The 23992-nt window shown below is 62.7% G+C and carries 21 protein-coding genes; 7 read left to right on the forward strand and 14 right to left on the reverse strand.

The genetic code is table 11. The features are described 5' to 3' along the window. On the reverse strand, nt 1-939 hold a 939-nt coding region (locus FHX47_RS09840), incomplete at its 3' end, for a hotdog domain-containing protein (protein ID WP_183358763.1). A 273-nt stretch (nt 940-1212) separates the two neighbouring features. On the opposite strand from FHX47_RS09840, the gene FHX47_RS09845 reads away from it, so the two are divergent. Then, nucleotides 1213-4428 carry a beta-phosphoglucomutase family hydrolase gene (locus tag FHX47_RS09845; protein WP_183358764.1) on the forward strand — a complete coding sequence of 1072 codons (3216 nt, stop codon included), beginning with the start codon at nt 1213-1215 and terminating at the stop codon, nt 4426-4428. 77 nt (nt 4429-4505) lie between these two features. On the opposite strand, the gene FHX47_RS09850 is transcribed toward FHX47_RS09845, so the two are convergent. The 4 genes from FHX47_RS09850 to FHX47_RS09865 all read right to left on the reverse strand — a co-directional run bounded on the left by FHX47_RS09850 (nt 4506) and on the right by FHX47_RS09865 (nt 8350). Further along, complete coding sequence (locus tag FHX47_RS09850; protein WP_183358765.1) at nt 4506-4934, reverse strand: universal stress protein; 429 nt, start codon at nt 4932-4934, stop codon at nt 4506-4508. A 96-nt stretch (nt 4935-5030) separates the two neighbouring features. Then, nucleotides 5031-6146 carry a zinc-binding dehydrogenase gene (locus FHX47_RS09855; RefSeq protein ID WP_183358766.1) on the reverse strand — a complete coding sequence of 372 codons (1116 nt, stop codon included), beginning with the start codon at nt 6144-6146 and terminating at the stop codon, nt 5031-5033. A 186-nt stretch (nt 6147-6332) separates the two neighbouring features. After that, complete coding sequence (locus FHX47_RS09860; protein WP_183358767.1) at nt 6333-7511, reverse strand: M20/M25/M40 family metallo-hydrolase; 1179 nt, start codon at nt 7509-7511, stop codon at nt 6333-6335. A 35-nt stretch (nt 7512-7546) separates the two neighbouring features. Next, complete coding sequence (locus tag FHX47_RS09865; protein ID WP_183358768.1) at nt 7547-8350, reverse strand: IclR family transcriptional regulator; 804 nt, start codon at nt 8348-8350, stop codon at nt 7547-7549. 176 nt (nt 8351-8526) lie between these two features. Between FHX47_RS09865 and FHX47_RS09870 the strand changes: the two genes are divergently transcribed. Both FHX47_RS09870 and FHX47_RS09875 read left to right on the forward strand, forming a co-directional pair. Beyond that, the gene (locus tag FHX47_RS09870) at nt 8527-9906 is read left to right on the forward strand and encodes an NAD-dependent malic enzyme (RefSeq protein WP_183358769.1); all 1380 of its coding nucleotides are present in this window, start codon (nt 8527-8529) and stop codon (nt 9904-9906) included. Nucleotides 9907-9977: 71 nt separating this feature from the next. Beyond that, nucleotides 9978-10475, forward strand: coding sequence for a DUF6986 family protein (locus tag FHX47_RS09875; RefSeq protein ID WP_183358770.1), 498 nt, complete (start codon nt 9978-9980; stop codon nt 10473-10475). A gap of 33 nt (nt 10476-10508) precedes the next feature. On the opposite strand, the gene FHX47_RS09880 is transcribed toward FHX47_RS09875, so the two are convergent. From FHX47_RS09880 to FHX47_RS09910, 7 genes are all read right to left on the reverse strand, one after another. Then, nucleotides 10509-11704 (reverse strand): IS3 family transposase gene (locus FHX47_RS09880; protein WP_246328167.1). Its coding sequence is split into 2 segments (ribosomal slippage): nt 10509-11405 and nt 11408-11704, totalling 1194 coding nucleotides; the frame shifts between segments, so codons are not numbered across the junction. 245 nt (nt 11705-11949) lie between these two features. Continuing rightward, nucleotides 11950-12618 carry a GntR family transcriptional regulator gene (locus tag FHX47_RS09885; RefSeq protein WP_221206351.1) on the reverse strand — a complete coding sequence of 223 codons (669 nt, stop codon included), beginning with the start codon at nt 12616-12618 and terminating at the stop codon, nt 11950-11952. Between the two features lie 108 nt (nt 12619-12726). Then, nucleotides 12727-13560 carry a substrate-binding periplasmic protein gene (locus FHX47_RS09890; RefSeq protein ID WP_221206353.1) on the reverse strand — a complete coding sequence of 278 codons (834 nt, stop codon included), beginning with the start codon at nt 13558-13560 and terminating at the stop codon, nt 12727-12729. Between the two features lie 112 nt (nt 13561-13672). Next, nucleotides 13673-14419, reverse strand: coding sequence for an amino acid ABC transporter permease (locus FHX47_RS09895; protein ID WP_183358773.1), 747 nt, complete (start codon nt 14417-14419; stop codon nt 13673-13675). Continuing rightward, the gene (locus FHX47_RS09900) at nt 14419-15066 is read right to left on the reverse strand and encodes an amino acid ABC transporter permease (RefSeq protein WP_183358774.1); all 648 of its coding nucleotides are present in this window, start codon (nt 15064-15066) and stop codon (nt 14419-14421) included. Before FHX47_RS09900 ends, FHX47_RS09895 begins: the two co-directional genes overlap by 1 nt. Next, entirely contained in the window at nt 15066-15836 is a 771-nt protein-coding gene (locus tag FHX47_RS09905; protein ID WP_183358775.1) for an amino acid ABC transporter ATP-binding protein, read from the reverse strand. The genes FHX47_RS09900 and FHX47_RS09905 overlap by 1 nt, the downstream gene beginning before the upstream one ends. Then, nucleotides 15833-17584: a dihydroxy-acid dehydratase gene (locus FHX47_RS09910; RefSeq protein WP_183358776.1), complete on the reverse strand. Its 1752-nt coding sequence runs from the start codon at nt 17582-17584 to the stop codon at nt 15833-15835. Before FHX47_RS09910 ends, FHX47_RS09905 begins: the two co-directional genes overlap by 4 nt. 172 nt (nt 17585-17756) lie before the next feature. Between FHX47_RS09910 and FHX47_RS09915 the strand changes: the two genes are divergently transcribed. From FHX47_RS09915 to FHX47_RS09930, 4 genes are all read left to right on the forward strand, one after another. Then, nucleotides 17757-18650 (forward strand): 2-hydroxyacid dehydrogenase, encoded by an 894-nt coding sequence (locus FHX47_RS09915; RefSeq protein ID WP_343064365.1) that lies wholly within the window; start codon nt 17757-17759, stop codon nt 18648-18650. Nucleotides 18651-18701: 51 nt separating this feature from the next. Then, complete coding sequence (locus tag FHX47_RS09920) at nt 18702-19460, forward strand: SDR family oxidoreductase (RefSeq protein WP_183358777.1); 759 nt, start codon at nt 18702-18704, stop codon at nt 19458-19460. 118 nt (nt 19461-19578) lie between these two features. After that, complete coding sequence (locus FHX47_RS09925) at nt 19579-20901, forward strand: alpha-hydroxy acid oxidase (RefSeq protein WP_183358782.1); 1323 nt, start codon at nt 19579-19581, stop codon at nt 20899-20901. Then, a complete protein-coding gene (locus FHX47_RS09930; RefSeq protein WP_183358778.1) occupies nt 20898-21629 on the forward strand; it encodes an SDR family NAD(P)-dependent oxidoreductase in 732 nt (243 codons plus the stop codon). Before FHX47_RS09925 ends, FHX47_RS09930 begins: the two co-directional genes overlap by 4 nt. 543 nt (nt 21630-22172) lie before the next feature. Here the strand turns inward: FHX47_RS09930 and FHX47_RS09935 are convergent. Together FHX47_RS09935 and FHX47_RS09940 are read right to left on the reverse strand one after the other, a co-directional pair. Next, nucleotides 22173-22595 carry a hypothetical protein gene (locus tag FHX47_RS09935; RefSeq protein WP_183358779.1) on the reverse strand — a complete coding sequence of 141 codons (423 nt, stop codon included), beginning with the start codon at nt 22593-22595 and terminating at the stop codon, nt 22173-22175. A 155-nt stretch (nt 22596-22750) separates the two neighbouring features. Continuing rightward, entirely contained in the window at nt 22751-23251 is a 501-nt protein-coding gene (locus tag FHX47_RS09940; protein ID WP_183358780.1) for a hypothetical protein, read from the reverse strand. Nucleotides 23252-23992 lie beyond the last annotated feature (741 nt).

The raw sequence follows: 23992 nt of genomic DNA on the forward strand, positions 1-23992 counted from the left end.
GCCTGTATGCGGGCTGGGTGTCAGCAGGGTGGCATTGCGCAGGTCTCGGATGCGGCGGGCCTTCTCGGCGACCATGTGGTCCTCGTCGCTGATCGGCTCCCAGCGGGTGATTCGTCGCGCCGCGCCGCTGCCGTCGGGGGCGACCATCACCGGCATGCCGTAGGCGACCACTTCGGGATTGCGCTCCCACCGGTTGCCGGAGCGGACCCGTACCAGTACGTGCATGGACTTCGAACCGGTGAGCACCAGCCGAGCATCGACCTCCACCAGGTCACCGATGGTCACCGGGCGGTAGAAGCGCACGCCCCCGGTCAGCACGCTGGCGACGTCGAAGCCGCAGTAGCGCTCTGCACAGATTTCGGCGGCCAGGTCGATCCACTTCATCACCGCACCACCGCGGATCTTGCCGTCGGGGTAGCGCTCCTCCGTCTCAGCGGGGAACCGCATGGTCAGCGCCTCCATAGTGGCGAATCCGGTCGGCAGAGACTGGATCTCCTCCTCGACTCGGCGGCGGAAGACCATGCGGCGGACGGCATCCACATCACGACGGCGCTGCAGTTCGGTGTCCGGCTCGAAACCCGGCACTTCGGTGGGTTCACCGTCCTTGCCCAGCGCCACGTAGATCATGAAGCACTCGGTGCAGGTCTGCCAGCCCCCGTCGTCGCTGGGGATGAGCACCCGGGTCTGCACGTGCACACTGGTGCGCCCGGTGTGCACCACCCGGGCCTGGACGGTCACCGGGGTGTCGCGCGGCACCGGCACGGTGAAGTGCATATTTCCCACATAACTGGTCACACAGGAAACACGCGTCCACGACGCCGCACAGGCGTAGGCGGTCTTATCGATCCAATCGACCACGACGCCGGCCGGCACCGGGGTCTCCCGGGACACGGTGGTGACCTCTCGGAAGGTCAGCTCAATACTGGATCTGCGCGCCACCCTTACGACGGTAGCACCAGTCCTTCCGCATTATCACCGTGCTGTCGGTTCATCACCCTCGTCTACGACGGTGATGAACCGATAAGAAGGTGATAAAGCGGGCGGGGCGTGGGTGGATGCACGGGCGGGTACGCGAGCAGGCGCGCACGGGCGGCAGTTTTAGGGGCTGATCATTTACCGGCCTAAGATGGTGGCCGTGTGTGAGCACGCTGAAACGATGCCCGAAATGCGTGACGACGTGACCGGCCCGGCCCCGATGAGCGTGAGGTAAGTATGCACCCCTTCGAGAATCCCTTCCGCCACGGCGCCGAGGCGAAGCGGCACGCGCTGCGCCACTTCCGGGCCACCCTGTTCGACATGGACGGGGTGGTCACCGATACCGCACGAGTCCACGCCCAGGCGTGGAAGGAACTCTTCGACGCCGTCCTGGAGCAGATCGCCGGCTCGGCGCAGCCGGAGTTCACCGACAGCGACTACCTCAGCTATGTGGACGGCCGCCCGCGGGAAGAGGGCGTGCGTTCGCTGTTGGCCGCACGCTCGCTGCAGGTGCCGGAAGGAACGCACGACGACGGTCCGGATGAGCTGACCATTCACGGGCTGGCCGCTCGCAAGCAGGGGTTCTTCGAAGCGGTGCTCGACCGTGACGGCGTCGTCGTCTTTGACACGGCGGCTCAGCTGATCAGCCAGTTCAGCGCCGAAGGGATCCCCACTGCGCTGGTGACCTCTTCGCGCAACGGGCGCGAGGTGCTGCGCCGGGCCGGGCTGATCGACGCATTCGACGTGATCGTCGACGGCACTGACGCACAGCAGCTGGGGCTGGGCGGCAAGCCGAAGCCGGACATGTTCCTCTACGCCGCAGATCAGCTGGGTGTGGAGCCGCAGGATTCGATCGTGGTGGAGGACGCGGTCTCCGGGGTGCAGGCGGCTCGCTCCGGGAACTTCGGCATGGTGGTTGGCGTCGACCATGGTGAGGATGCGCCTCGGCTCAAGCGCAGCGGCGCCGATGTGGTGGTCAGCGACCTCGCTGCGGCGAAGCTGCAGACCCGCACCACGCGTCCCTTTGATCCGCTGTGGGTGCTCGCCTATGACTCCTTCGAGCCGGAAGAGGAGTCCACCCGTGAGGTGCTGTTTCACATGGCCAACGGCTACTGGGGCACCCGCGCCTCCTATCCGGGCACGGTGGCTGATGCGACCCACTATCAGGGCAATTACATCGCCGGGGTATTCAACCGCCTGACCACTGACCTCATGGGCAAGTCTGTGGAGACCGAACATATGGTCAACATCCCCGACTGGACCTTTGTGCAGATCACCCCGGAGGCCGGCAACCCGCTGCTGCCCGGGTCCCCGGAGCTGGTGGAATACCACCAGGATCTGGACATGCGCCGCGGTCTGGTGAGCCGCACCGCCCGCTTCCAGGACCTGCACGGGCGGCGCACCAAAGTCACCACCCGGCAGTTTCAATCCTTAGCCGGGGTACACCTGGCGGCCATGGAGCTCAAGGTCGAGGCGGAGAACTGGTCGGGCAACATCAATGTGCGCTCCATGATCGACGGGCGCGTCGCCAACCGCAATGTGGCCGCCGACCGCGAGCTGGCGGGCAACCACCTGGAGCCGGTGGACTCCCTCGAAGTCGACGGCGAGACGGTGCTGCTGGAGACCCAGACCAACCAGTCCCAGGTCAGGATCGCGCTGGCCACCCGCACCTCGGTGGACACTAAAGAGCCCCCGATGCGCCGTCCGGTGATGGAGTCGGACCTGGTGGCCGGCCATGACATCTCGCTGCATCTGCAGCAGGGCCAGCCGGTGCGGATCGAGAAGCTGGCGGCGGTGTCGAACACCCATGACCATGCCATTTCCACAGTGCGCAACAGCGCGGTCAAAAGGGTGCAGCGCGCTTCGAACTTCCGGGAGATCCTCAGCTACAACGAAGAGATGTGGGGCGCGCTGTGGCACCGGTTCGCCGTCTCCATGGGCCCGGGGCACGCCCGCCAGCAGCTGGCGCTGAACCTGCACACCTTCCACGTGCTGCAGACCGCCTTCGGCGCCCGCCGCGACCTGGACGCTTCGCTGCCGGCGCGCGGCCTCTCCGGGGAGGGCTACCGCGGTCACCTCTTCTGGGACGAGATGTTCATGTACCCCATGCTCACCCTGCGCCGCCCGGAGCTGAGCCGCGGGATCCTCATGTACCGCTTCCGGCGCCTGGGAGAGGCCCGGGCGATGGCCCGGGCCGAAGGGTATAACGGCGCCATGTTTCCCTGGCAGTCCGGCTCCGACGGGCGGGAGGAGACCCCCACGGAGCTGTGGAACCCGCGCAGCCAGCAGTGGATGGACGACAACTCCAACCGTCAGCGTCACGTCTCTTTGGCCATCGCCTACTCGGTGCTGCAGTACTTTGAGGCGACCCAGGACTACACGTTCCTCTCCGACTACGGCGGCGAGATGCTGGTGGAGATCAGCCGGTTCTTCGTCTCCATGACCGCCTACGACGCCGACGCCGACCGTTTCGACATCGACGGGGTGATGGGACCGGACGAGTACCACGACGGCTACCCCGAGACGCCCGGCTCGGGGGTGAAGAACAACGCCTACACCAACGTGCTCGCCTCCTGGATGCTGCGCCACACCGCCGGCCTGGTCCGGGAACTGGACTCGCGCGACGACCCGCTCTCCGAGTGGCTGGACATTTTCGAGGACGAGCTGGACCGCTGGGAGCACATCGCTGCCCGGCTGCGGGTCCCCTTCCACGAGGACGGCGTCATCAGCCAATTTGAGGGCTATGAGGACTTACTGGAGTTCGATTGGGAGGGCTATCAGCGCACCTACGGCAACATCGGGCGACTGGACCTGATCCTGCAGGCCGAGGGCGATGCCACCAACCGGTACAAGCTCTCCAAACAGGCCGATGTGCTCATGCTGTGCTACCTGTTCAGCTCCGATGAGCTGCTCAGCACCCTCTCCCACATGGGGTACGAGATGTCCATGGATGACTACCTGCAGACCGTGAAGTACTACCTGGCTCGCTCCTCCCACGGTTCGACCCTGTCGCGGGTGGTGCACGGATGGGTCGCCTCCCGGTTCGACCGGGCCGGATCGTGGAATCTGTTCAAGGAGGCCCTGGAGGCTGATCTGGCAGATACCCAGGGCGGCACCACGCGGGAGGGGATCCATCTGGGCGCGATGGCCGGCACCGTGGATATGGCGATCCGCTGCTACGGGGGCATCGAGACCCGCGCCGATGCGCTGTGGCTGCACCCGCTGCTGCCTGATGAGCTGCCGGAGCTCACCTTCCGCATGCGCTACCGCAACCAGCCCATCCTGGTACACATCAACCACGACCACGTCAGCCTCAACCTCTCCGAGGGCTCAGCTGAGCCGATCGACGTCAACGTCGAGGGCAAGCACAAACTCATGGAGCCCGGCGAAGTCTGGACGGTGACGCTGGAGCACCAGGCCCGCGCCGACGAACGCACGACGACGCCGGCCTGAGTCTAAGCCCCGGCGCAGTCAGTGTCAGTGTCGGTCTCAGAGGCAGCGCTTAAGCGCGGCCCCGCTGGAGCCGGTGTTCAGCTGCCGGAAGTGTTGGCGATGTAGACATCGCAAGTGGCGTTATGGGACACCGAGTTGGCCACACTTCCCAACATGCGGGCCATCCCGCGCATGCGCCGGTTTCCGACCACGATCATCTGTGCACCGGTCCTCTCCGCGTAACTGATCAGCGCCTCCGACGGTTTGCCGTGGGCTGCGGCGGCAACGATCTCCGCATCCGGTGTTCGCAGCTTGCGGGCCTCCCCGTCAGCAATGCGGTGGGCATTATCGGCACTGGTGACGATCCACTCGTCCGAACCGCTCTTAATATGGGAGATCTCGTTCTCGGTATGAGCCGAGACCACGTGCAGCGGCGCCTGAAGTTTCAGCGCAAGGTCGCGGGCCTTCTCTGCGGCCCTGCGCGCGGTGGGACTGCCGTCGACGCCGACGATGATCGGACCGGGCATGACATGTTCTCCTTCGAGACGGTTGATGCTTCAGCGAGTACCGGCCAGTCTATGCGGCGGCGCCGCAGCAGAACACCGTCCCGACCGAATAGTTCTTCAGACCAGGGCTGGGTTGGTTTCGATCAGGCCGCGGCCGAGGATCTTGCGCTCGTTGAGCAGCTGGTAGGCCTCCGCCGTCTGGTCGAAGGCGAACCGGTGGGTGATCAGCGTGTCCAGGTCGATCTTGCCCTCGGCGGCCAGCTGAATGACCTCCGGCATAGCGGTTGCAGCTGATGCGCCGAAGGATCCCAGGATCTTCAGTTTTCGCCGCACCAGCTTGGTGATGTCCACATCCAGGGTCTGACCGGCTGGCGCAATCCCGCAGAGCACCGCTCGGCCGCCGTCGTCAAGCATGTCGACGGCGAGCTTGACCGTGGCCACCGAGCCCAGGGCTTCAAAGGCGACGTCGACGCCGCGTCCCAGCAGCTGCCGGACTGCCACCGCCGGCTCCTCGGCAGCGGAGTTGATGACGTCGGTGGCACCCAGTCCATAGGCCAAGTCCAGTTTTTCGTCGTCGATGTCCACGGCGATCACCCGCTGTGCACCGGCGGCCCGTGCCAGGTGGATGATGCTCAGCCCCACACCGCCTGCGGCGATGACGGCCACGTTCTCACCGGGCTGTACCTGAGCCACCGAGTGCACCGCACCGTGTCCGGTGAACAGGCTGCAGCCCAGCACCGCGGCATCAGCCAGCGGCACAGAATCGGGAAGCGCGAAGACCGCCCGGGATGGGACGACACAGCAGGTGGCGTGGCCGGCCATGGAGTACATCGCGAGGTCTTCACCACCGCGGCTCAGCCGGGTGCCGCCGTCGTAGAGCTGGCCGCGCACCCGGTTGTGGTTGAAGAAGTTCTCGCAGAGATCCTCCAGGCCCTCGGCACAGTGGCGGCAGGCCCCGCAGGGCATGATGAAGCTGCACGCCACCCGGTCCCCGGCCTGCACGTGGGTGACTGCCGCCCCGACCTCGCGCACCACCCCGGAGACCTCATGGCCGAGCACCGCGGGTTTGGGGAAGGCGACTTCGTCTTTGATCACGTGCAGGTCGGTGTGGCAGACCCCGCAGGCGGCCACGTCGATCAGCACCTCATCGGCCTGCGGGGGATCAACCGTGATCTGATCGGCACGCAGCGGCTCATGAGCCTTCTCCAGCACGAAAGCTGAGGCGGTGGGCATATCTGCTCCCTGTTCTTTACAGCTTGTCTTTGGCAGCTAGTCCTTCACTGCTCGTCCTTCTCGTCGTTGGGAGCTGACTCTACCGCCCGACCCCCTGGATCGTCAGCGACACAGGTCGACGTCGACCGTGATCTCACCATGGTGACGCCAGCGGAGAACCCAGAAGTAGCTGAACCCCGTGATTGATCAGTCCAAGTTGCCGGCGATCAGTCCGGCCAGCAGCGCCGTGCGTGGGGCGATATTCTTCACCAAAGCGTGTTCGTGCTCAGCGTGCGCCCCTCCCCCGGTCGCGCCGAGGCCATCCAGGGTGGGGACCCCAGCTGCGGCGGTGAAGTTGCCGTCAGAGGCACCACCCACTTCAGCACCGGTGATCTCACCAATGCCCAACTCGGCTGCAACCTGCTGGGCCTGTGCGAAGAGCCCCTCGGCGGCACTACGCTCCATCGGGGGTCGATTGATCCCGCCGACCACCTCGACCCGAGCACCTTGCCGGGGTGAGGTGAGTTCGCGGATCTCGCGGTCCACCCGATCCTGTTCGGCGACCGTCGTTGCCCGGGCATCGACCTCCACGGTGGCGTAGTCGGGCACCGTATTGTCGGTGACGCCGCCGGCCAGCACTGTGGGGGTCACCGTGGTGCCGAGCTTCGAGTCGCCCAGAGCCTCGATCTGCGGCAGCAGCAGCCCCAGCGCGATGCCGGCGTTGACACCCTTCTCCGGCTCCAGGCCAGCGTGAGCAGCGACTCCATGAGCGGCCACGGTATACATGGAGGTGCCCTTGCGTGCGATCTTCAGCGACGTGTCCAAAGCCCCCTCCATCACGAAGGCCGCGTTCGCCTCGGCCGTCTCCTCCAGCAGCAGCTCGCGGGAGGTCTGCGAACCCAGCTCCTCATCACCGGTGATCAGGATCCCCAGCCCGGTCAGGTCATGACCGGCCGCCTGGAGGATCGCCGCGGCGTGCAGCGACATCACCACCCCGGTGAGCATGTCGAAGACGCCGGGGCCGCGCAGCGCCTCACCATCACGGCTGAACGGCTTACGCGCCAAGGTGCCGATGGGCCAGACGGTGTCCTGGTGGTTGACCAGCACCACCTTGGGCTTATCGGGGCCGAAGCGCAGCCGCAGGTGGGTGGCACCCTCGACGACAACCCGTTCGGGCATGGTGCCCAGCCGGTCCGCGGCGAGCGCGGCGGTCTCAGCGGCACCGGCGGCGACGGCGGCCCGGTCCTCCGAGGGGGTCTCGACCTCCACCAGCCGCTGAATATCAGCGATCATCTGCTCCAGGCGCTCTTCAGCGGACGGAAGCAGGTTCTCGATGGTGTGAGCAGCAGAGTTCCGGGCGGCAGAGTTCTGGGCAGCAGACGGCATTGTTCTACCCTATCGCCGCACCGAGAGAAAAATGATCAGAAGTGCGCCAGCTCGGCGGAAATATCCCTCGCGGCACGCTGGAGCAGCGGAACAGCGCGTGCGGCGAACTGCTCCCCCACGCGACTGGTGGGACCCGATACGGATATCGCCAAAGGCGTCGGTGTCTCCGGGACAGCTACGGCGAAGCACCGCACACCGAGTTCCTGCTCCTGCTCATCGATGGCGTACCCACGAGATTGGATCAGCTTCAGCTCCTGCTCCAGTTCCTCGATGTTGGTGATGCTGTACTCCGTGTGGGCCGGCATCCCCGCGGTACTGACAATCTTGCGCATCTGCTCGGGCTTCATTTGGGCGAGCATGGCCTTGCCGGCACCGGTGTCATGGGTATGGGCCCTGCGGCCGACTTCGGTGAACATGCGCATCTGGTGCGGCGAGGGGACCTGATCGACGTAGACCACCATGTCGCCGTCGAGGGTGACAACGTTGGCGCTTTCGCCAAGCTGGTCCACCAGCTGACGCAGGTAGGGACGAGCGATCGCGCCCAACTGTTCGCTGGCGAGCTCGCCGAGTCGGATCAGACCTGGACCCAGGGCATAACCACGATCTGGCAGCTGGCGGACCACACCCAGACCCATCAGCGTCTTGAGCAGACGATGGACCGTCGGCGTGGGAAGCTCAATGGCGGCGGCGAGCTGGCTCAGCGTCGTCTGACCACCCGAGGCAACAATGACTGAGAGCAGATCAAAAGCCCGCTCCACCGACTGCACCCCCCCAGTGGGACGCTTGGGGGTGGCTGCAGTCACCTCTTTCGGAGGGATTTCCGGAGTACCTTGGGTCATAGCGTCGTCCTCCTTGTTTGGTGCCGCCCGCGAGTCGAAGTCTAGTTGGCTGCTGCCAGCACACAGGGCGCCACCTGGACAAGCCGCCCAAACTGAGCGTCACGGCTTGCCATGGTTTTCGGCATGCAGATACTGTTATCCATTATTTGGAATACTAGCGGATCGGAAGGAACCTCATGGCCAACCCCAGTCCAGGCCACTCAATCACTCTTAGGGTAGCGGCGCCCACGAGCTTCACCGCATCGTCTGATCTGGTCGCGGCGGTGGCCACCACCGGGGCCGCACTGACGGCCTTGGACGTCGTCGAATCCACCCAGGACGCCCTGATCGTCGACATCTCCTGTGACACTCGGGATGCTGACCACGCCCAGCAGGTCTCTGAAGCATTGGAAGCCCTCAACGGCGTAAGCGTGCACAGGAGCTCCGACCGCACCTTCCTGCTTCACCTGGGCGGCAAGCTGGAGTCGACACCCAAGGTGCCGCTGCGCAACCGCGACGACCTCTCGCGCGCCTACACCCCCGGGGTGGCCCGCGTCTGTCAGGCCATAGCGGAGAACCCTGAGGAGGCCCGGCGGCTGACCATCAAACGCAATACCGTTGCTGTGGTGACTGACGGGTCCGCAGTGCTGGGCCTGGGCAATATCGGCCCAGAAGCCTCCATGCCGGTCATGGAGGGTAAGGCCGTCCTGTTTAAGCAGTTCGCCGACGTCGACGCGTGGCCGGTGGCGCTGGACACTCAGGATACCGAAGAGATCATTGCCATCTGTAAGGCCCTGGCCCCGGCCTACGGAGGAATCAACCTAGAGGACATCTCTGCGCCCCGGTGCTTTGAGATCGAGGCCCGCCTGCGGGATGAGCTGGACATCCCGGTGTTCCATGACGATCAGCATGGCACCGCGATCGTGACCCTGGCCGCGTTGGAGAATGCGCTCAAAGTGGTCAAGAAAGACCTGAAGGCCGTTCGCGTGGTGCTCTCAGGTGCTGGTGCGGCCGGTCACGCCATCGCCAAGCTGCTCATGGCCGCAGGCGTCGAGGACATCGTGGTGTGCGGCCGAGACGGGGTCCTCGACAAGGAGGTCGACCACAAGGACCCGCACCGGGCATGGTTGGCGCAGAACACCAACCCCCACGGCGTCACGGGATCGTTGAAAGCGGCCGTGGGCGGGTCTGATGTCTTCATCGGCGTCTCCGCGCCGGACCTGCTCGACGGCGACGACATCGCCACCATGAACGATGACGCCATCGTCTTCGCCATGTCCAACCCCAACCCTGAAGTGGACCCCCTGGCTGCCGGCGAGCATGCCGCGATCGTGGCGACTGGACGCAGCGACTACCCCAATCAGATCAACAATGTGCTGGCGTTCCCCGGGTTCTTCCGCGGACTGCTCGACGCGAAGGCCTCTGAGATCACCGATGAAATGCTGGTCGCCGCCGCCGATGCCATCGCCCAGTGCATCTCTGCTGAGGAGCTGAACCCCGGTTACATCATTCCTTCCACCTTCGACGCCGACGTCGCCCCCAACGTGGCGGAAGCCGTCTCAGCTGCCGCACGCTGAGGCCGTGCGAATTGGGACGGAAGAAATTCCGAGTCCAATGTCATGAAGAATCCGATGCCAGAAAGGTGCCCATGTCAACCCCAGGCAGCCACGAGCCGGTGATCGGCTCTGAGGTGATGAGCGGAGTCGAGCGGACGCTGGAAGCCACCGATCGGCTGCTGCGTACGTCCTATCCCGGTGAGCGAGATGTTCGCCAAGCGGTCCATACGGTATATGTGCCAGCACACTCCTGGAGCGACGACTCGCTCGCACAGTGGTCGCAGTCCGCTGTGGCCGCAGTGGAGGAACACGGTGGGATGCGCCAGCTTGCCGAAGCGGTGATTCGCGATCAGCGACACGAGTCTTTTGGCCCGGGTCCCAGCCAGACCGCGGCCGACGTCGCAGAAGAGGCCGAAGCTTTGGCGGCTGCAGTGGAGCACAAGTTGAGCACCGAACCGATTGAAGATCTGCGGCTGGACTTCGAAGACGGTTTTGGCGAACTGCCGGATGCTGACGAGGATCGTTGGGCGGTCGAGGCGGCCCGGGTGATCTCCAGGGCACTGCAGCGTGGAGACGCGCCTCGGGGCTGATGCAAATTGAGGTGACAGGTGGGGTTCGGTGGTTCAGGCCGCCAGTTCTACGGCCTGGCTCAGTAGGGTCTCCTCGAACACGATCGGGGTCAGCCTGCCGAGTTCTTTCTGTTTCCTCCTTCGGTGGTAAGTACGTTCGATCCAGGTCACAATTGCCTGTCGCAGCTGTTGGCGGGTGGCCCAGGGGCCAGTGTCGAGGACGTTGTTCTGCAGCAGCGAGAAGAAGCTCTCCATGGCCGCATTGTCCCCAGCGGCCCCGACCCGGCCCATGGAACCGACCAGACGGTGGTGCTGAAGGGCGCGGAGGAACTTCTTCGACCGGAACTGACTACCGCGATCACTATGTACCACGCATCCGACCACCTCAGCGCCATCGCGGCTGCGGTTGGCCACAGCGTTATCCAGGGCCCGCACCGCCAAGGTGGCCTTCATCCGGGCATCGATGGCATAACCGACGATCCGGCGGGAGCAGGCGTCCTTGATGGCACAGCAGTAGAGCTTGCCCTGGCTGGTGTGATGCTCGGTGATATCGGTGAACCACACGGTATTGACCTCGGTGACGATGCTGAACTGGCGCTGCACCAGATCGTCATGGACAGGCGGACCCGGGCGGGTGGCTTTGCCCTTCTTCGGTGTCGAGATCGATGAGGACAACCCCTGGGAGCTGCACAGCCGCCAGGCAGTCCTACTCGCCATCGGGAATCCGGCGTCGGCGGCCTCATCGCTGAGGTATCGGTACCCGAATACCGGGTCATCACGGTGGGCATCGATCAGCGCGTTGAGGCGGTAGGCCTCCTCAAGTTCGGCCTCGGTGATGGGGTGGACCAGCCACCGGTAGTAGGGCTGGCGTGCGATCTCCAAGACCCGGCACGTCACCGCCACAGGGATGCCCTCGGCGGCCAGATCGCTGACGAGCGGGTACTTCATTTTGACGGGATCTGGGCCTGGCCGAAGTAGGCAGCAGCCCGACGCATCACCTCCAGCTCTTGCTCCAGGGTGCGGTTACGGCGACGCAGTTCACGCAGCTCGGACTTCTCATCGGTGGTGGGACCAGGTGCACGGCCGGTGGGATTACCAGCATCGAGATCTGCTTGACGCAGCCACTTGCGCAGGGTGTCTTCGTGCAGACCGAAGTCCTTAGCGACCTGGCCCAGCGTGGTGTGCTCATCGCGGTTCTGGGCCACACCGACGACGTCCTCGCGAAACTCTTTCGGATACGGCTTAGGCATAGTGACTATCCTTCCAGGCCCACAGTCAGCGGGCCAGATCAACTGTCACTCCCCATTGCATCACCCCCCTTTCGTGGTGTCCTCTCCGGTATAAGCTGATGGTGGCAATCTGGGTCAGACGATCCATGATTACCTCCTTTCGCCCCAACCCGGGTTATTCGGGTTGGGGCCGTCCCCGCCTTATGACCTGTCTCGGGGATTCAGGTTCAGCCAGGACAGGTGGAGATCGGTGATACCGTCGGCACTTAGAAGGACCGGAGAAGAGCCTGATTTGATTCCTCGAGGTGTTCTTCCATCGCGGACCGAGCCTCGGCCTCATCCCTGGCCGTGAGCGCATCAAGGATCCGGCGGTGAGATTGCAGCTCAGCATCCGAGACCACATGGTCGGTCGCCCGGGGGAATAAGTAATGGGTGCGGGTCGTCTCGTCGAAGTAAGTTCGAAGCAACCGCTCTGCCCGCTTGTTTCCAGCCATGGAGGCGATGGCACGGTGGAAGTCGCTGGCCGCTGTGAGCCGCTCAGGCAGTGACCGTGACTCGTCGAGTTGTCGTTCGAGCAACCCCTCCAACTGTTGAATGAGCTCGTCGGAACGAACGCGCGCGGCCACGGCCGTGATGCGAGGTTCAATGGAGAGGCGAAGGTCCATGACCTCACGGATGTCGTTTATCCCAATTTGACGCACGACGTAGCCACGCCGGGGAAACACCATGACAAAGTCCTCCCAGAGCAGAGCGTGGAGAGCTTCACGCACCGGAGTCTTGGAGACGCCCAGTCGGGCCGCCGTCTCAGTCTCTCGGATGACCTGCCCGGGCTCAAGGCGTGCGGAGACGATCTCCTGTCTCAGAGTCTGTAGTACTCGGTGCGCGACGGAGTCCTGGTCGGTCTCCTGCACTGCTGTCGTCAGGGTCGGGCCCATGGAACCTCTCTTCTTGTGAACTGTGATCGGGACGCGAAGCACTCTACTTCGCGTCCCGATCTGGAGATAACTTCCGCGGATGCAGACTCTCCAACCCGCTAAGGGGGCTCAGCGACCGTTGATGTAGAACTGGGCAATCTCGGGCTCTACCCCATTGTCGGCCAGAACACGCTCAACTGTGCCGTCCTCCTTGGCTCGGGTGAAGTAGTCATCGATAGCCGCCGTGAACTCCGGAACATCCTTGGTGTGCGGCCATGTGATCTCGAGTAGGGCTGTCAGTTCCGGGTAATTCGAATCCTCCTCGATGACAAACGTCTCATAACCCTCCTCATCCTTGCTGAGGTTGAAGCTCATCATGGATTGGTTTGCCACCGCATCTATGCGACCAGCCTGCAGGTCCTCGAATGCGTTGGTCTCGTTCTGGTATTCTTCAACGTTTTCGGCACCGAGGGCCTCTTTTAGGGTCTCCACGAAAAAGGATCCGGACAAAGCTCCGACGGTCGCCCCGTCCAAGGACTCGATGGTCTGGAATGAGTCTTCGGCCGCTGAGGTGACGCCGAGGGCGTCGTAGATGACGTAGCCCTCGGACTGTCCGAAGACCTCACCTCGCTCCTCGGACTTGATGTGTAGACCGCCGAATAGGTCCGACTTCCCCTCACTCAGGTCCAGCTGAGCCGCTGCCCCGGTCATTGGCTTGAAAAGCACCTCAAGGCAGTTTTCTTCAGCAAAGTCGGTAATCAAAGTGGCATCGATACCCTCGAACGGCCCGCTGTCAGACAAGGCGTGGAACTTGGGTGCTGCGTTCATGGCCGCTACGTTGAGGACGCCCTCTTCAAGGGTGGAGAATTCATGCAGGGGCGTGCAGTCTTCGGCCACTGTGCCTGCCGTTCCACCTTCAGCTTCAGGTTCGCCTGAGGCGCCGCTGCAGGCCGTCAAAACCATTAAGACGCTGGCCGAGCAAACCCCAGCCACGACTGTCGACTTACGCTTGCGGTTCGAATTTCTTAACATTGTTCTCTCCTTCGAGTGGTGCGAATTAATTGGGGACGAAAGTTCAGGGAGTGATGCGCGCCTCGGCAAGGCCGAGGGCCCGGTCGTCTCGGCGCAGTTGTCGCCCGACCCTATTCCGCCGACGAGCACGAACCCGGTTTCCGTTCGTACCGGTCAGCCGGGCAACTCGGCGTTCTGCCAAGATCTCCAGCCAAGCCATAAGGGATGTAACCAGCAGATAGAGCAGCGCTGCCAACAGCAATGGTTCCAGGACGCGGAATTGAATCATTCCGATTGAGTAAGCGGTGCCTAAGAGCTCTCTTGCACCGATGGCATAGGCGAGTGCAGTTCCCTGGAACGTGATGATTGCGATACCGATGATCGGAGGTACGGCGATATTCAGCACATGCGGAAGGATGATCCGCGAGGTGATTTGGCCTCGCGACAGGGCAACTGATTGAGCCGCTTCGATCTGACCCTTGGGGACGCTCGCGATCGATGCCCGGAAGATCTCGGCGGTATACGCTGCCGTGGTCACACCGAACGCGATCATGACTGCTGTGAACCGGCCCAGGGTCACGATATTCGTGAGTCCGAAGTACACTAGATACAGCGTGAGAAGGGCAGGAAAGCCTCGGAAGATCTCCACCAAAGTGATCGTGATCCATCGGAGGGCCTTGCTGGGACTGTTCAGCGCCAGCCCGGCACCAAAACCCAGGGGGATCCCGACAGCGATGGCCACGGCGGCCATCTGGATGCTGACCCAGAGACCGGGGATCAACTCGACGAGCGTGTCCAGAACGAACTGCATCAGTGGGCCACCTTCACTGTTCCGCGACGCACTCGGGTGTCCAGCCATCGGGCGATTATGCCAACTGGCACGGTGAAGGCTAGATATACCAGACCGATGGTAAAGAACGACAGCAGTGGGTCGGCTCCGACCTGGACTGCGTTGTAGGCATAGAAGACCAGCTCGTTGGCGCCGATGATCGAGGCGATGGCGGTGTTCTTCAGTAAGGTGATGGAGTAGGCGGCTGCGGAGGCCAGCATAACCGGAACCGCTTGCGGCAGTACCACACGGAACAGGGTGTCCCACCTGTTGAGTGCGACGGATGCCGCACCCTCCCGCTGACCGTCAGGTACCGAGTCCAGTCCTGCACGTATGCTGTCGCCAAGGTAGGCCGAGTTGACGATACCGAGACCGACGATCGCAGCCAGGACAGGGACTGCGGAGATGATGCCCAGGGATAGTCCGAAGAAGATGATGATCAGCCATGCGATGGGGGGTATCCCTCTGGCGATCCACGCCCAGAGCGCGCCCAGGAAACGTGCGCCGGGATTCTTCGTCCGTCGCAGCATCGCAACGGGAATGGCGAGGACTGTAGACACGATCAGTGCGCCGAACCATATCTGAATTGTGATCCACAGCCCTTCGAGGATGTATGCCGGATCCAGCATCAGATCACACCACTGAGTGCGTTCACGAATCGACGGATACGCTCGTTCTCCGGGTCCGTGAGGATCTGGCCAGACGGCCCCATCTCCATTACTTCGCCGTCTGCCAGGAACATCACTCGATCGGCGGCCTGCTTGGCGAACTCGATCTCGTGGGTCACCATCATCATCGTCATGCCACCCTCAGCAAGCTCTGTCATCACTTTCAACACCTCCACACGCATCTCAGGGTCGATCGCACTTGTCGGCTCGTCGAAGAGGATCACCTCTGGATCCATAGCTAGGGTGCGAGCTATGGCCACACGTTGTTGCTGGCCACCAGAGAGTTGCCCTGGTCGCTTGTCCATATGATCTTTCAGTCCCACTCGTTTAAGCAGTTCCTCGGACCGCGTGGAGGACTCGTCCCTCGTTCGACCCAGGGCGAGACGCTGGGCCAAGCTGACGTTTTCGAGGGCCGTGTGCGTGGAGAAAAGATTAAAGGATTGGAAGACCATGCCTACCCGCTTACGCAGACTCCGCACCGACCTTGTCGGGGTCTTGAGCTCCGCGTCGAGGACCTGCTGCCCGTCCAGACGCAGAGTTCCGTTGTCCGGCATTTCCAAGAGGTTGAGGCAGCGTATGAACGTGCTCTTTCCCGAACCGCTCGGCCCGATGATCGCTATGTGTTCGCCCTTGGCTACATCCACGCTGATTCCACGGAGGATCTTCTTGTCGCCGAAACTCTTGCAAATGTTCTTGGCGGACAGGGCTGGAGCGCCGTCAGGATTCGTCATGATGTCTTGTTCCCTTGGTCGAGAGTTACTTGCCGCGAGGGCCTTGTTTCAGGGGCCGAGGGGTCTCGGAGGAAATCGAAGTCACATCCGAACTCGGGCTGAAGAACGTGGTTAGCGTGGAGTAAGGCGAATCCTCGTTGCGGTACGTCGCCTGGCTGGTACGGCGTTCGGGCAGCAAACTCCGTACCGTCGACGCAGTGCTCAAGTAAACCGTTCTCTGCGTCCAGGAGGACCTCATCCCCATCTTGGAGGCGAGACAGAGGTCCGCCGACTGCGGCCTCGGGAGAAACATGCAGAACTACTACTCCCGTCGAGGTGCCGCTCATGCGTGCATCCGAGATGCGGACCATATCCACGACACCTTGGCGGCGGAGTTTCGCCGGGATGGGGATATGTCCCACCTCCGGCATACCCGGAGCACCGACTGCCCCCAGCCCCCGCAGGACCAGGATGCTGTCGGTATCAACGTCCAGCAAGGGATCATCGATCCGGGCATTTAGATCATCGAGGCCATCGAACACCACCACTCGGCCGCGGTGCCTGAAAAGCTCTGGATCAGAGGTGCCAGCGGTCTTGAGCACCGCACCACTCGGCGCGAGGTTCCCCTGGAGCATTACCAGTGGCCCACGCTCGGCGCGAGGGGTGTCTCGCTCGGTGATCGCCAGGCTGGGGACACTCGGGGTACGGCGCAGTTCCTCACTCCATGACTCCCCCCGTACGGTGGAAGTCTCGAGGTTGAGGAGGTCATCGATTCGGCGCATCACAGCGGGTACCCCGCCCGCCTCATCCAGCACGGGCAAAGTGTGCTCTCCGCCAGGACGGACATTGGCCAAGTACGGGGTGGTACGGGACCAGTCCTGCAGTCTCTGCCACCCGATTTGAAGCCCAGCTCGACCAGCGATTGCTTCGAGATGGATGACAGAGTTCGTCGATCCACCTAACGCCGTGATGGTCCGGAACGCGTTCTCCAGAGACTCAAGGGTGACGAGCTGTCGAGGATTCTGCCCACGATTCACCGCCGCGACCGCTTCCAGTCCCGTCTGATAAGCGATCTCACGGCGACGAGAGCTGGTTGAGTCCGGAAGTGCGCTTCCGGGCAATGCGAAGCCAAGCACCTCGGCCAGGGAGGCCATGCTGCTTGCAGTCCCCATGACGTTGCAGGTACCGACGTCGGCATTGAGGTTGCCTTCGAACTCCAACCATTCGTTATCATTCACCTCCCCGATCCGGCGTTGGTCGCAGAAGGACCACGCGTCGTCAACGGTCAGGCTAGTATTGCTCCCGTGGCATGACAGGGGGCGAGGGCCTGTGGTGACCATGACTGCCGGTTTGTTGGCGCTGACCGCACCCATGATCTGGGCCGGAACGGTCTTGTCGCACCCGCCCAGGAGGACGACACCGTCAATGGGGGAAACGCTGATCATCTCCTCCACGTCCATGGACATGAGATTCCGCAGGTAAAGACTGGTGGGCCGGGTAAAGGGCTCGGAGATCGAAATGGTGGGGAATTCCAGTGGCAGACCGCCTGCAGCCCGTACACCACGCTTGACCTCCTGGACCAGGCTGTGAAGCCCCAAGTTGCAGGGATTAAGCTCCGAGGCACTATTGGCGACTCCAATGACCGGACGCTGTCGGACCTCGTCAGCGCTCAGACCCGCCCCGCGAAGAAACGCACGATGCATCAATCCGTCCTGCCCTGGATCGTCGAAGAGAGCTCCCCCTGCGCCAGTGATACCTCGTTGGGACATTACATCCTCACATTGTGGTCTAGGTCACGTTTACTCAAGCTAGCATATACCAAAGATTCTCTGGAAGGTACCTCTGTGATATTCCAACAAAAAGCAGTACGGTGTGATCATGCACACACCTCACGCGCCTACTTCTGCAACTCTCCTCCAGGTGGCTCCTCTGCCACCAGCGGTGGAAGAGATCCTGGACCGGGAGTTCTACGTGAACCACTTACCCGAGGGCGGCACCGGCTACGGGGCAGCGCAAAATGCCGGTGATGTAGTGGCGGTAGTGACCACAAGCCCCGTGGGAGCCAGTGGCGCACTGATGAAATCACTCCCGAATCTCGAGGCCGTGGTCAACTTCGGCGTCGGCTACGAGACGACCGATGTTGACACTGCGCGTCAGCTAGGAATCGCCGTGAGCAACACACCGGATGTCCTGACTGACTGCGTGGCAGACCTCGCGGTGGGGCTGACAATCGATGTCACGCGGGGTATCAGCGCTGCGGACCGCTACGTGCGCAGGGGGCAGTGGCCTGAGGGGGCCCACCCCCTAGGCAGGAGGGTTTCTGGCCTGAGGGTCGGGGTCATCGGCCTGGGTAGGATCGGCCGGGCCATCGCCCGGCGTATGGAGGCATTCGGGAACACGGTCTCATATCACAGTCGTCGTCGGGTGGAGGATGTTCCCTATTACTGGCATGAGTCTGTCTCGGTGTTGGCCGCTGAGTCTGATGTCTTGATAGTCGCCGTCTCAGGCGGGCCTTCCACCGAAAGTCTGGTTTCGCGAGACGTGCTCGATGCACTCGGTCCGGACGGGTTCTTAATCAACATCGCCCGAGGTTCCGTCGTGGACGAGGATGCGCTCATCCACGCGCTCGTCGAGCGGCGCATCGCGGGGGCAGCTCTCGACGTATTCGGTCACGAACCCCACGTACCCGAAGCGTTGTTCGAGCTAGACAACGTCGTCCTCACCCCACACCTAGGAAGCGCCACCGTAGAAACGCGTCAAGCCATGGCCGACCTTTTCCTAGAGAACGTTCGCATGTTCATGTCCACCGGCAGAGTGAGGACACCGGTTTTCTAACGGTTGGGGTCTCTCTCGGCCTCCCTGCAGACCTTCCAAGGAGGAGTTGTTATGTCTGGCGATAGTGGTCTTCGTGTGGCTGTCGTAACTGGTGCCGGTTCCGGCATCGGACGAGCGGTCACCGAACTGATGTTGGAATCTGGCTACAAAGTGGCCCTGGCCGGTCGCCGTCCAGACGTCCTCGAGGAGGTGGCGGGGGGCCGACAGAATGCTCTGGTACACCCCACGGACGTCACCGATGCCATACAGGTCGACCAGCTCTTTTCCCGTACATTGGCGAGGTGGGGGCGGGTAGATGTGCTGTTCAACAATGCTGGCATTGCGGGACCATCAGTAGGCGTATCCGAGATTGATCTCGAAGAGTGGGAGGACACGGTTGCCGTCAACCTGACGGCGGCCACCTTATGCGCGAGAGCGGCCATGAACGCCATGACATCCCAGTCACCCCAAGGGGGGCGAATCATCAACAATGGATCCATCGCCGCTCATTCACCCCGGCCTCAGTCAGCTGCCTACACAGTGACGAAGCACGGGATCACGGGCCTCACCAAGTCTATAGAACTTGATGGCCGCCGGGTCGGTGTTTCGTGTGGACAGATCGATATCGGGAACACGGCAACAGAGTTGGCAGATCGACTCAGTTCTGGCCCGGGTGCTCTTCAACCAGACGGTCGGCGTCTGCGCGAACCGACGTTCCCCGTGAGGGAGGCAGCCCGCGCAGTGGTCTTCATGGCAGATCTTCCACCCGCCGTCAACGTCTTCAACATGGTGATTACAGCAGCAGGGATGCCGTTCGTGGGCCGGGGGTGATCGACGAAATCGTTCCTCAGAGGACGAGGAACCCTACGCTTCGCGGCACGCCCAGAGGCAGTGCGTGCGCACCCTTGTGCAATGCTCGGACATCTTCGATTTTGAGGAAGTAGACACCATGAAGAGACAGATTCCCCGCTGGTCCGAGTTCCGTCCGCTGATGCAATTCGGTCCTCCGGATCCTAACCGTCGACGAGCGCGACTGGCTCGAGCGGCCGATCTCTGGGATCTGCGTACGATCGCACGTCGGCGCACACCGTCGGTCGCCTTCGACTATGCCGATGGAGGGGCTAACGATGAGATCACCCTCACAAAGAACCGTCAGGCTTTCCTGGAGACCGAGTTGGTGCCGCACATTCTCCACGATGTGTCCTCGGTAGACCTGTCGACGATGATAGCTGGTGACACCTCCAGCCTCCCCTTCGGCATCGCTCCGACGGGGTTCACCCGGATGATGCATGCAGCCGGAGAACGGGCCGGCGTGAGTGCAGCAGAACGTAACGGCATCCCTTTCGCGCTGTCCACCATGGGAACGACGTCGATCGAGCAGGTTGCGGACCATGCCCCCGGTGCACGGAAGTGGTTCCAGCTATATCTCTGGAAGGAACGTGACAAGTCACTGGCGCTGGTCGAGCGTGCCCAAGCCGCAGGGTTCGACACACTCCTGGTCACCGTGGACACCCCCGTCGCCGGAGCGCGGTTGCGGGACCGCCGGAACGGGATGACCATTCCCCCTCGCCTTACCGTGAAGTCCGTCGTGGACGCATCTTATCGTCCCGAGTGGTGGTTCAACTTCCTGACCACGGAGCCCTTGGCCTTCGCCACGCTGGACGGCCACTCCGGGGCACTTGAGGGCCTGATCACCACCATGTTCGATCCGGCGTTGGTCCTGGACGACCTCCGATGGTTGCGCGAAGTGTGGAACGGCACAATTTTTGTCAAGGGTGTCCTGACCATAGAGGATGCTGTGCGTGTGTCGGATGCGGGGGCAGACGGAATCGTAGTCTCCAACCATGGAGGCCGCCAGCTCGATCGCTCTCCGGTGCCACTGCGTGAGTTGCCTGCCATACGGTCGGCCGTGGGAAATGATCTGGAGATCATCCTGGACTCAGGCATCATGTCCGGAAACGACATCGTGGTAGCGCTGGCTGCCGGGGCCGACTTCACGCTTGTCGGACGCGCTTACCTGTACGGCCTAATGGCCGGCGGAGAGCAGGGTGTGGACCGGGCCATCGCGCTCCTCCGGGACGAAATCAGGCTCGCCCTTGCCCTGGTCGGCGTTTCGACCGTGGCCGAGCTCGGCCCGGAACATGTCCGGCTGCTCTCTGGCAACAGTGCCTATGGATCGTCACAGTCAATGTCGAGGTCGTCACAGTCGCGGGGTGTCGCGGCTGACAATCACCGTCCTCGTCAACTCCAGGATATCGGGGAGGATCCATGAACACCGAATCAACCAAGGCCGTGATCGTCACCGGATCAACTAGTGGCATCGGGTTCGCTATCGCCTCCCGTCTCTATGCAGAGGGCTGGCGCGTGACACTCAACGGGTACCGAACCGAGAAGGAGGGAGCGGACCTCTGCGCGAAGATGCCCGGCGCCGACTACGTGGACGCCGACGTGAGTACCAGTGATGGTGCCGCCCACCTCGTCAAGACGGCCGTTGCCTCCTTCGGCCAATTGGATGCGGTAGTAAACAACGCCGGCGTTGCCTGGCGCATCGATCACTCCGACCTTGACGCGGTCGATGACGAATTCTGGGACAAAATTATGGCCGTCAATCTGAAGGGGCCATGGAATGTGGCCAAGGCGGCGCGGCCCCACTTGGCCCGCTCAAGCGGGCAGATCATCAACAACGCTTCCCTCGCGGGCCTGACAACCACCGGCAGCTCCATTCCCTATGCCGTTAGCAAAGCCGGGCTTGTCCATCTGACCCACTTGCTCGCCAAAGCCCTCGGGCCGGAAATCCGGGTCAACGCCGTAGCTCCCGGTTACATCGACACCCCTCTGACCCACGAATGGCAGTCTGTGAGGGACTACGTGGAAGACAATGCCCCCGCCCGCCGACTTGGTGACCCTGAGGACGTAGCTGAGGCGGTGCACGGTGTGATGAAGATGGGGTACGTCTCCGGGGCGATCATCCCTGTAGCAGGCGGTCTCCAGGTTCTTTAAACACTACAATCCCAAATCCCACGTCCGGGCAATCATCAGTCTGGACGTCGACACTGAGTGAATAGATCAGCGAGCACGGGCCGATTGCGCCACTACTCGGCGGAGAGCTCCTGTTCGGCTGGCTCAACCCCGATACCCTGAAATTTAGCTTAAATGCGGACGGCACGGTCGGCCGCACGCAGTTGGATTGCCTCCGAGATGGGGTTCCCCGCCAGGGGTATCCGCTATCCGACTCTCTGCCGGATTCCTCCCAGTCTACCGGATAGTCGCAGAGTGAGAGGGCCCTTCAGAGGATCACCCGCCATTTTATCCCGTTTATACTCTTTATACATCTGGGGGCCGGAAGGCGCACCGATCGCCCGTCTCCGCAGGTATTCCACATGCCACCGTAGGGCAGGCGGATCAACCCGTCCATCGCTGGTTGTCAAGTCCGGGTTGCCCAGCACCGTCCCCTATCCGTCAGACCGGGCGTCTCACCCCAGTCCGGCGGCTAGGGGACGCCCGGCGTGTGACGACTGTGCCGACTCCCGCCGGGGGCGAGCTTTAGTCGAGATCCGTGGGCACTGTGACCGTGGACTGGGTGTAACCCTCAGCGTCGATGATCTCCAAGTGCATTTCGCCACCGATCTCCCCACCTGGGATGAAGTCGGTGTAATGGCTCATCGATTCCGGCGAGAGCTCCCACGCGCCGTTAGTAACCTCTGACTGCGATTGCCGCCCGGATGGACTTCTGTAGCTTCCAAATGGAGTCATCAACGGCGTCGAGCCGCCGCGCAGGATGTAACTGACGATTAAGTGCGTTCCCACGGCGTTCTCGTAGGCAGTGACGAACTCGATCTCACTTCCCCCTGGCCCCTCAATCACCGTTTCGTCGCCCATGACGATCACCTCATCAATGGGGCGGTCATCGATGCTGAAAGTGTAGATCAGCCCCTCATCGCCGGTGAAGTTCTGGAAGACGCCCACACACTCGTCCTCTCCCGGCCAGCACAGCTCGAAACCTTCGTCGACCTTTGTGACCCGCGCCGTGTCGTTGGTGGGGTTGACCAGCCGGTTGTTGATGCCGAGCCGTTCGTGGGCGTAGACCTCGAACCCGCGGGCCAGCTGCTTGGTCGGCGTGTTCAGATACCCCGACGCTTCGGGTCGGATTCTTCCACCGCAGAGCTGTAGCTGCGACTGATGTCTTTGAAATCTTCCGACAGTGAGGCGTTGCCCTTCGCGGTGAGGTCGTAGTAATGGCCCATCTCGTGGATGTAGGCCTCGGAGGTTCGCACGTCGACCGCGACGGTGTTCCGGGCCGGGTTGTAGACCCCGTTGGCGTTGTGCTTGCCCAGCTTGCGGATCCGCAGGTCGGGGCGGCGGTCAGCCGGGATCGGCGGCAGCTTCGATTCGGCGTCGTGGATCGCGTTTTCGAAGTCGGCGTACTCGTCCGGGTCGACATCGTTGTCGATCTCGACTTTGCTAAAGTGTCCGCCGTTGGCTGTTGACAGGCTGGTGGAGGCCATCATGTCCTGTCGTGCCTTGTCCGGGTTCTTCTTGTCGTCGAAGGCTGAGGCGATCGTGGCGTTCTGCTCACGGATGTATTTCTTCTGGGCGAGGAAGTTGCGGCCCTCCAGCTGCACGTCCTCCAGGGGGGCAGCGCCTGGACGGCGGCGACCTTATTGTCCGCATACCGCTTTGCGGCGAGTTCGGTGCGGCGACTACGCTCCTCTATTCATTGAGGTGTCGGCGTCCTTCAAGTCGTAGATGCGCTGCTGGTAGGCGGCGTGGCTGTACCCCTGGGGGTAGTCGTTGGTGCTGGCCGCGCTGTGGGGGTGCAGTGCGGTGCGCGCCAGCAGGTTCTCCCCGGTTCGACGGGAGAGGCGTCCGGCCCCGGCCAGGGAGCGGATGTCGCTCTGAGTGACCCGCTGGTGAGCTCGGACGGGCCCGCTGTCGGTGCACAGTGTGAACGTTTTCAGCTGGTTGTGGGAGGCGTCGGAGACGGCCAGCCAGCGTTGTTCGCGTTCGCCGTCGGCGGTTGACGGTCTCCATTCTGGCCAGCCACCCGCGGGAGGCGTTCTTGCCCATGGTGGCCAGCAGGCTGTCCTTCTCGATCGTATGCACTTCGGTGACGTGGTCGAGGTTTTCGATCATCTCGACGGCTGTCTGGTCATCGACCTTGTTGTCCTCCGGTGACGAGACGGCGTGGCAGAGCCTTCCGGAGAGCCCCCGGTTATCGAAGTATCCGTCGGCGCGGTTGTCCGGATCGGCCAGGGCGTCGGCAAAGAGCTCCAGGTCATCGTCTGCGACCCGGTTGAGGTATTTTCCACGCAGGTCCGCGTTGTAGAAACGGTTGGGGATGCCCTCGAAGTCGGTGTTGAACA

The sequence above is a fragment of the Garicola koreensis genome (assembly GCF_014195445.1).
Taxonomy (GTDB): domain Bacteria; phylum Actinomycetota; class Actinomycetes; order Actinomycetales; family Micrococcaceae; genus Nesterenkonia; species Nesterenkonia koreensis.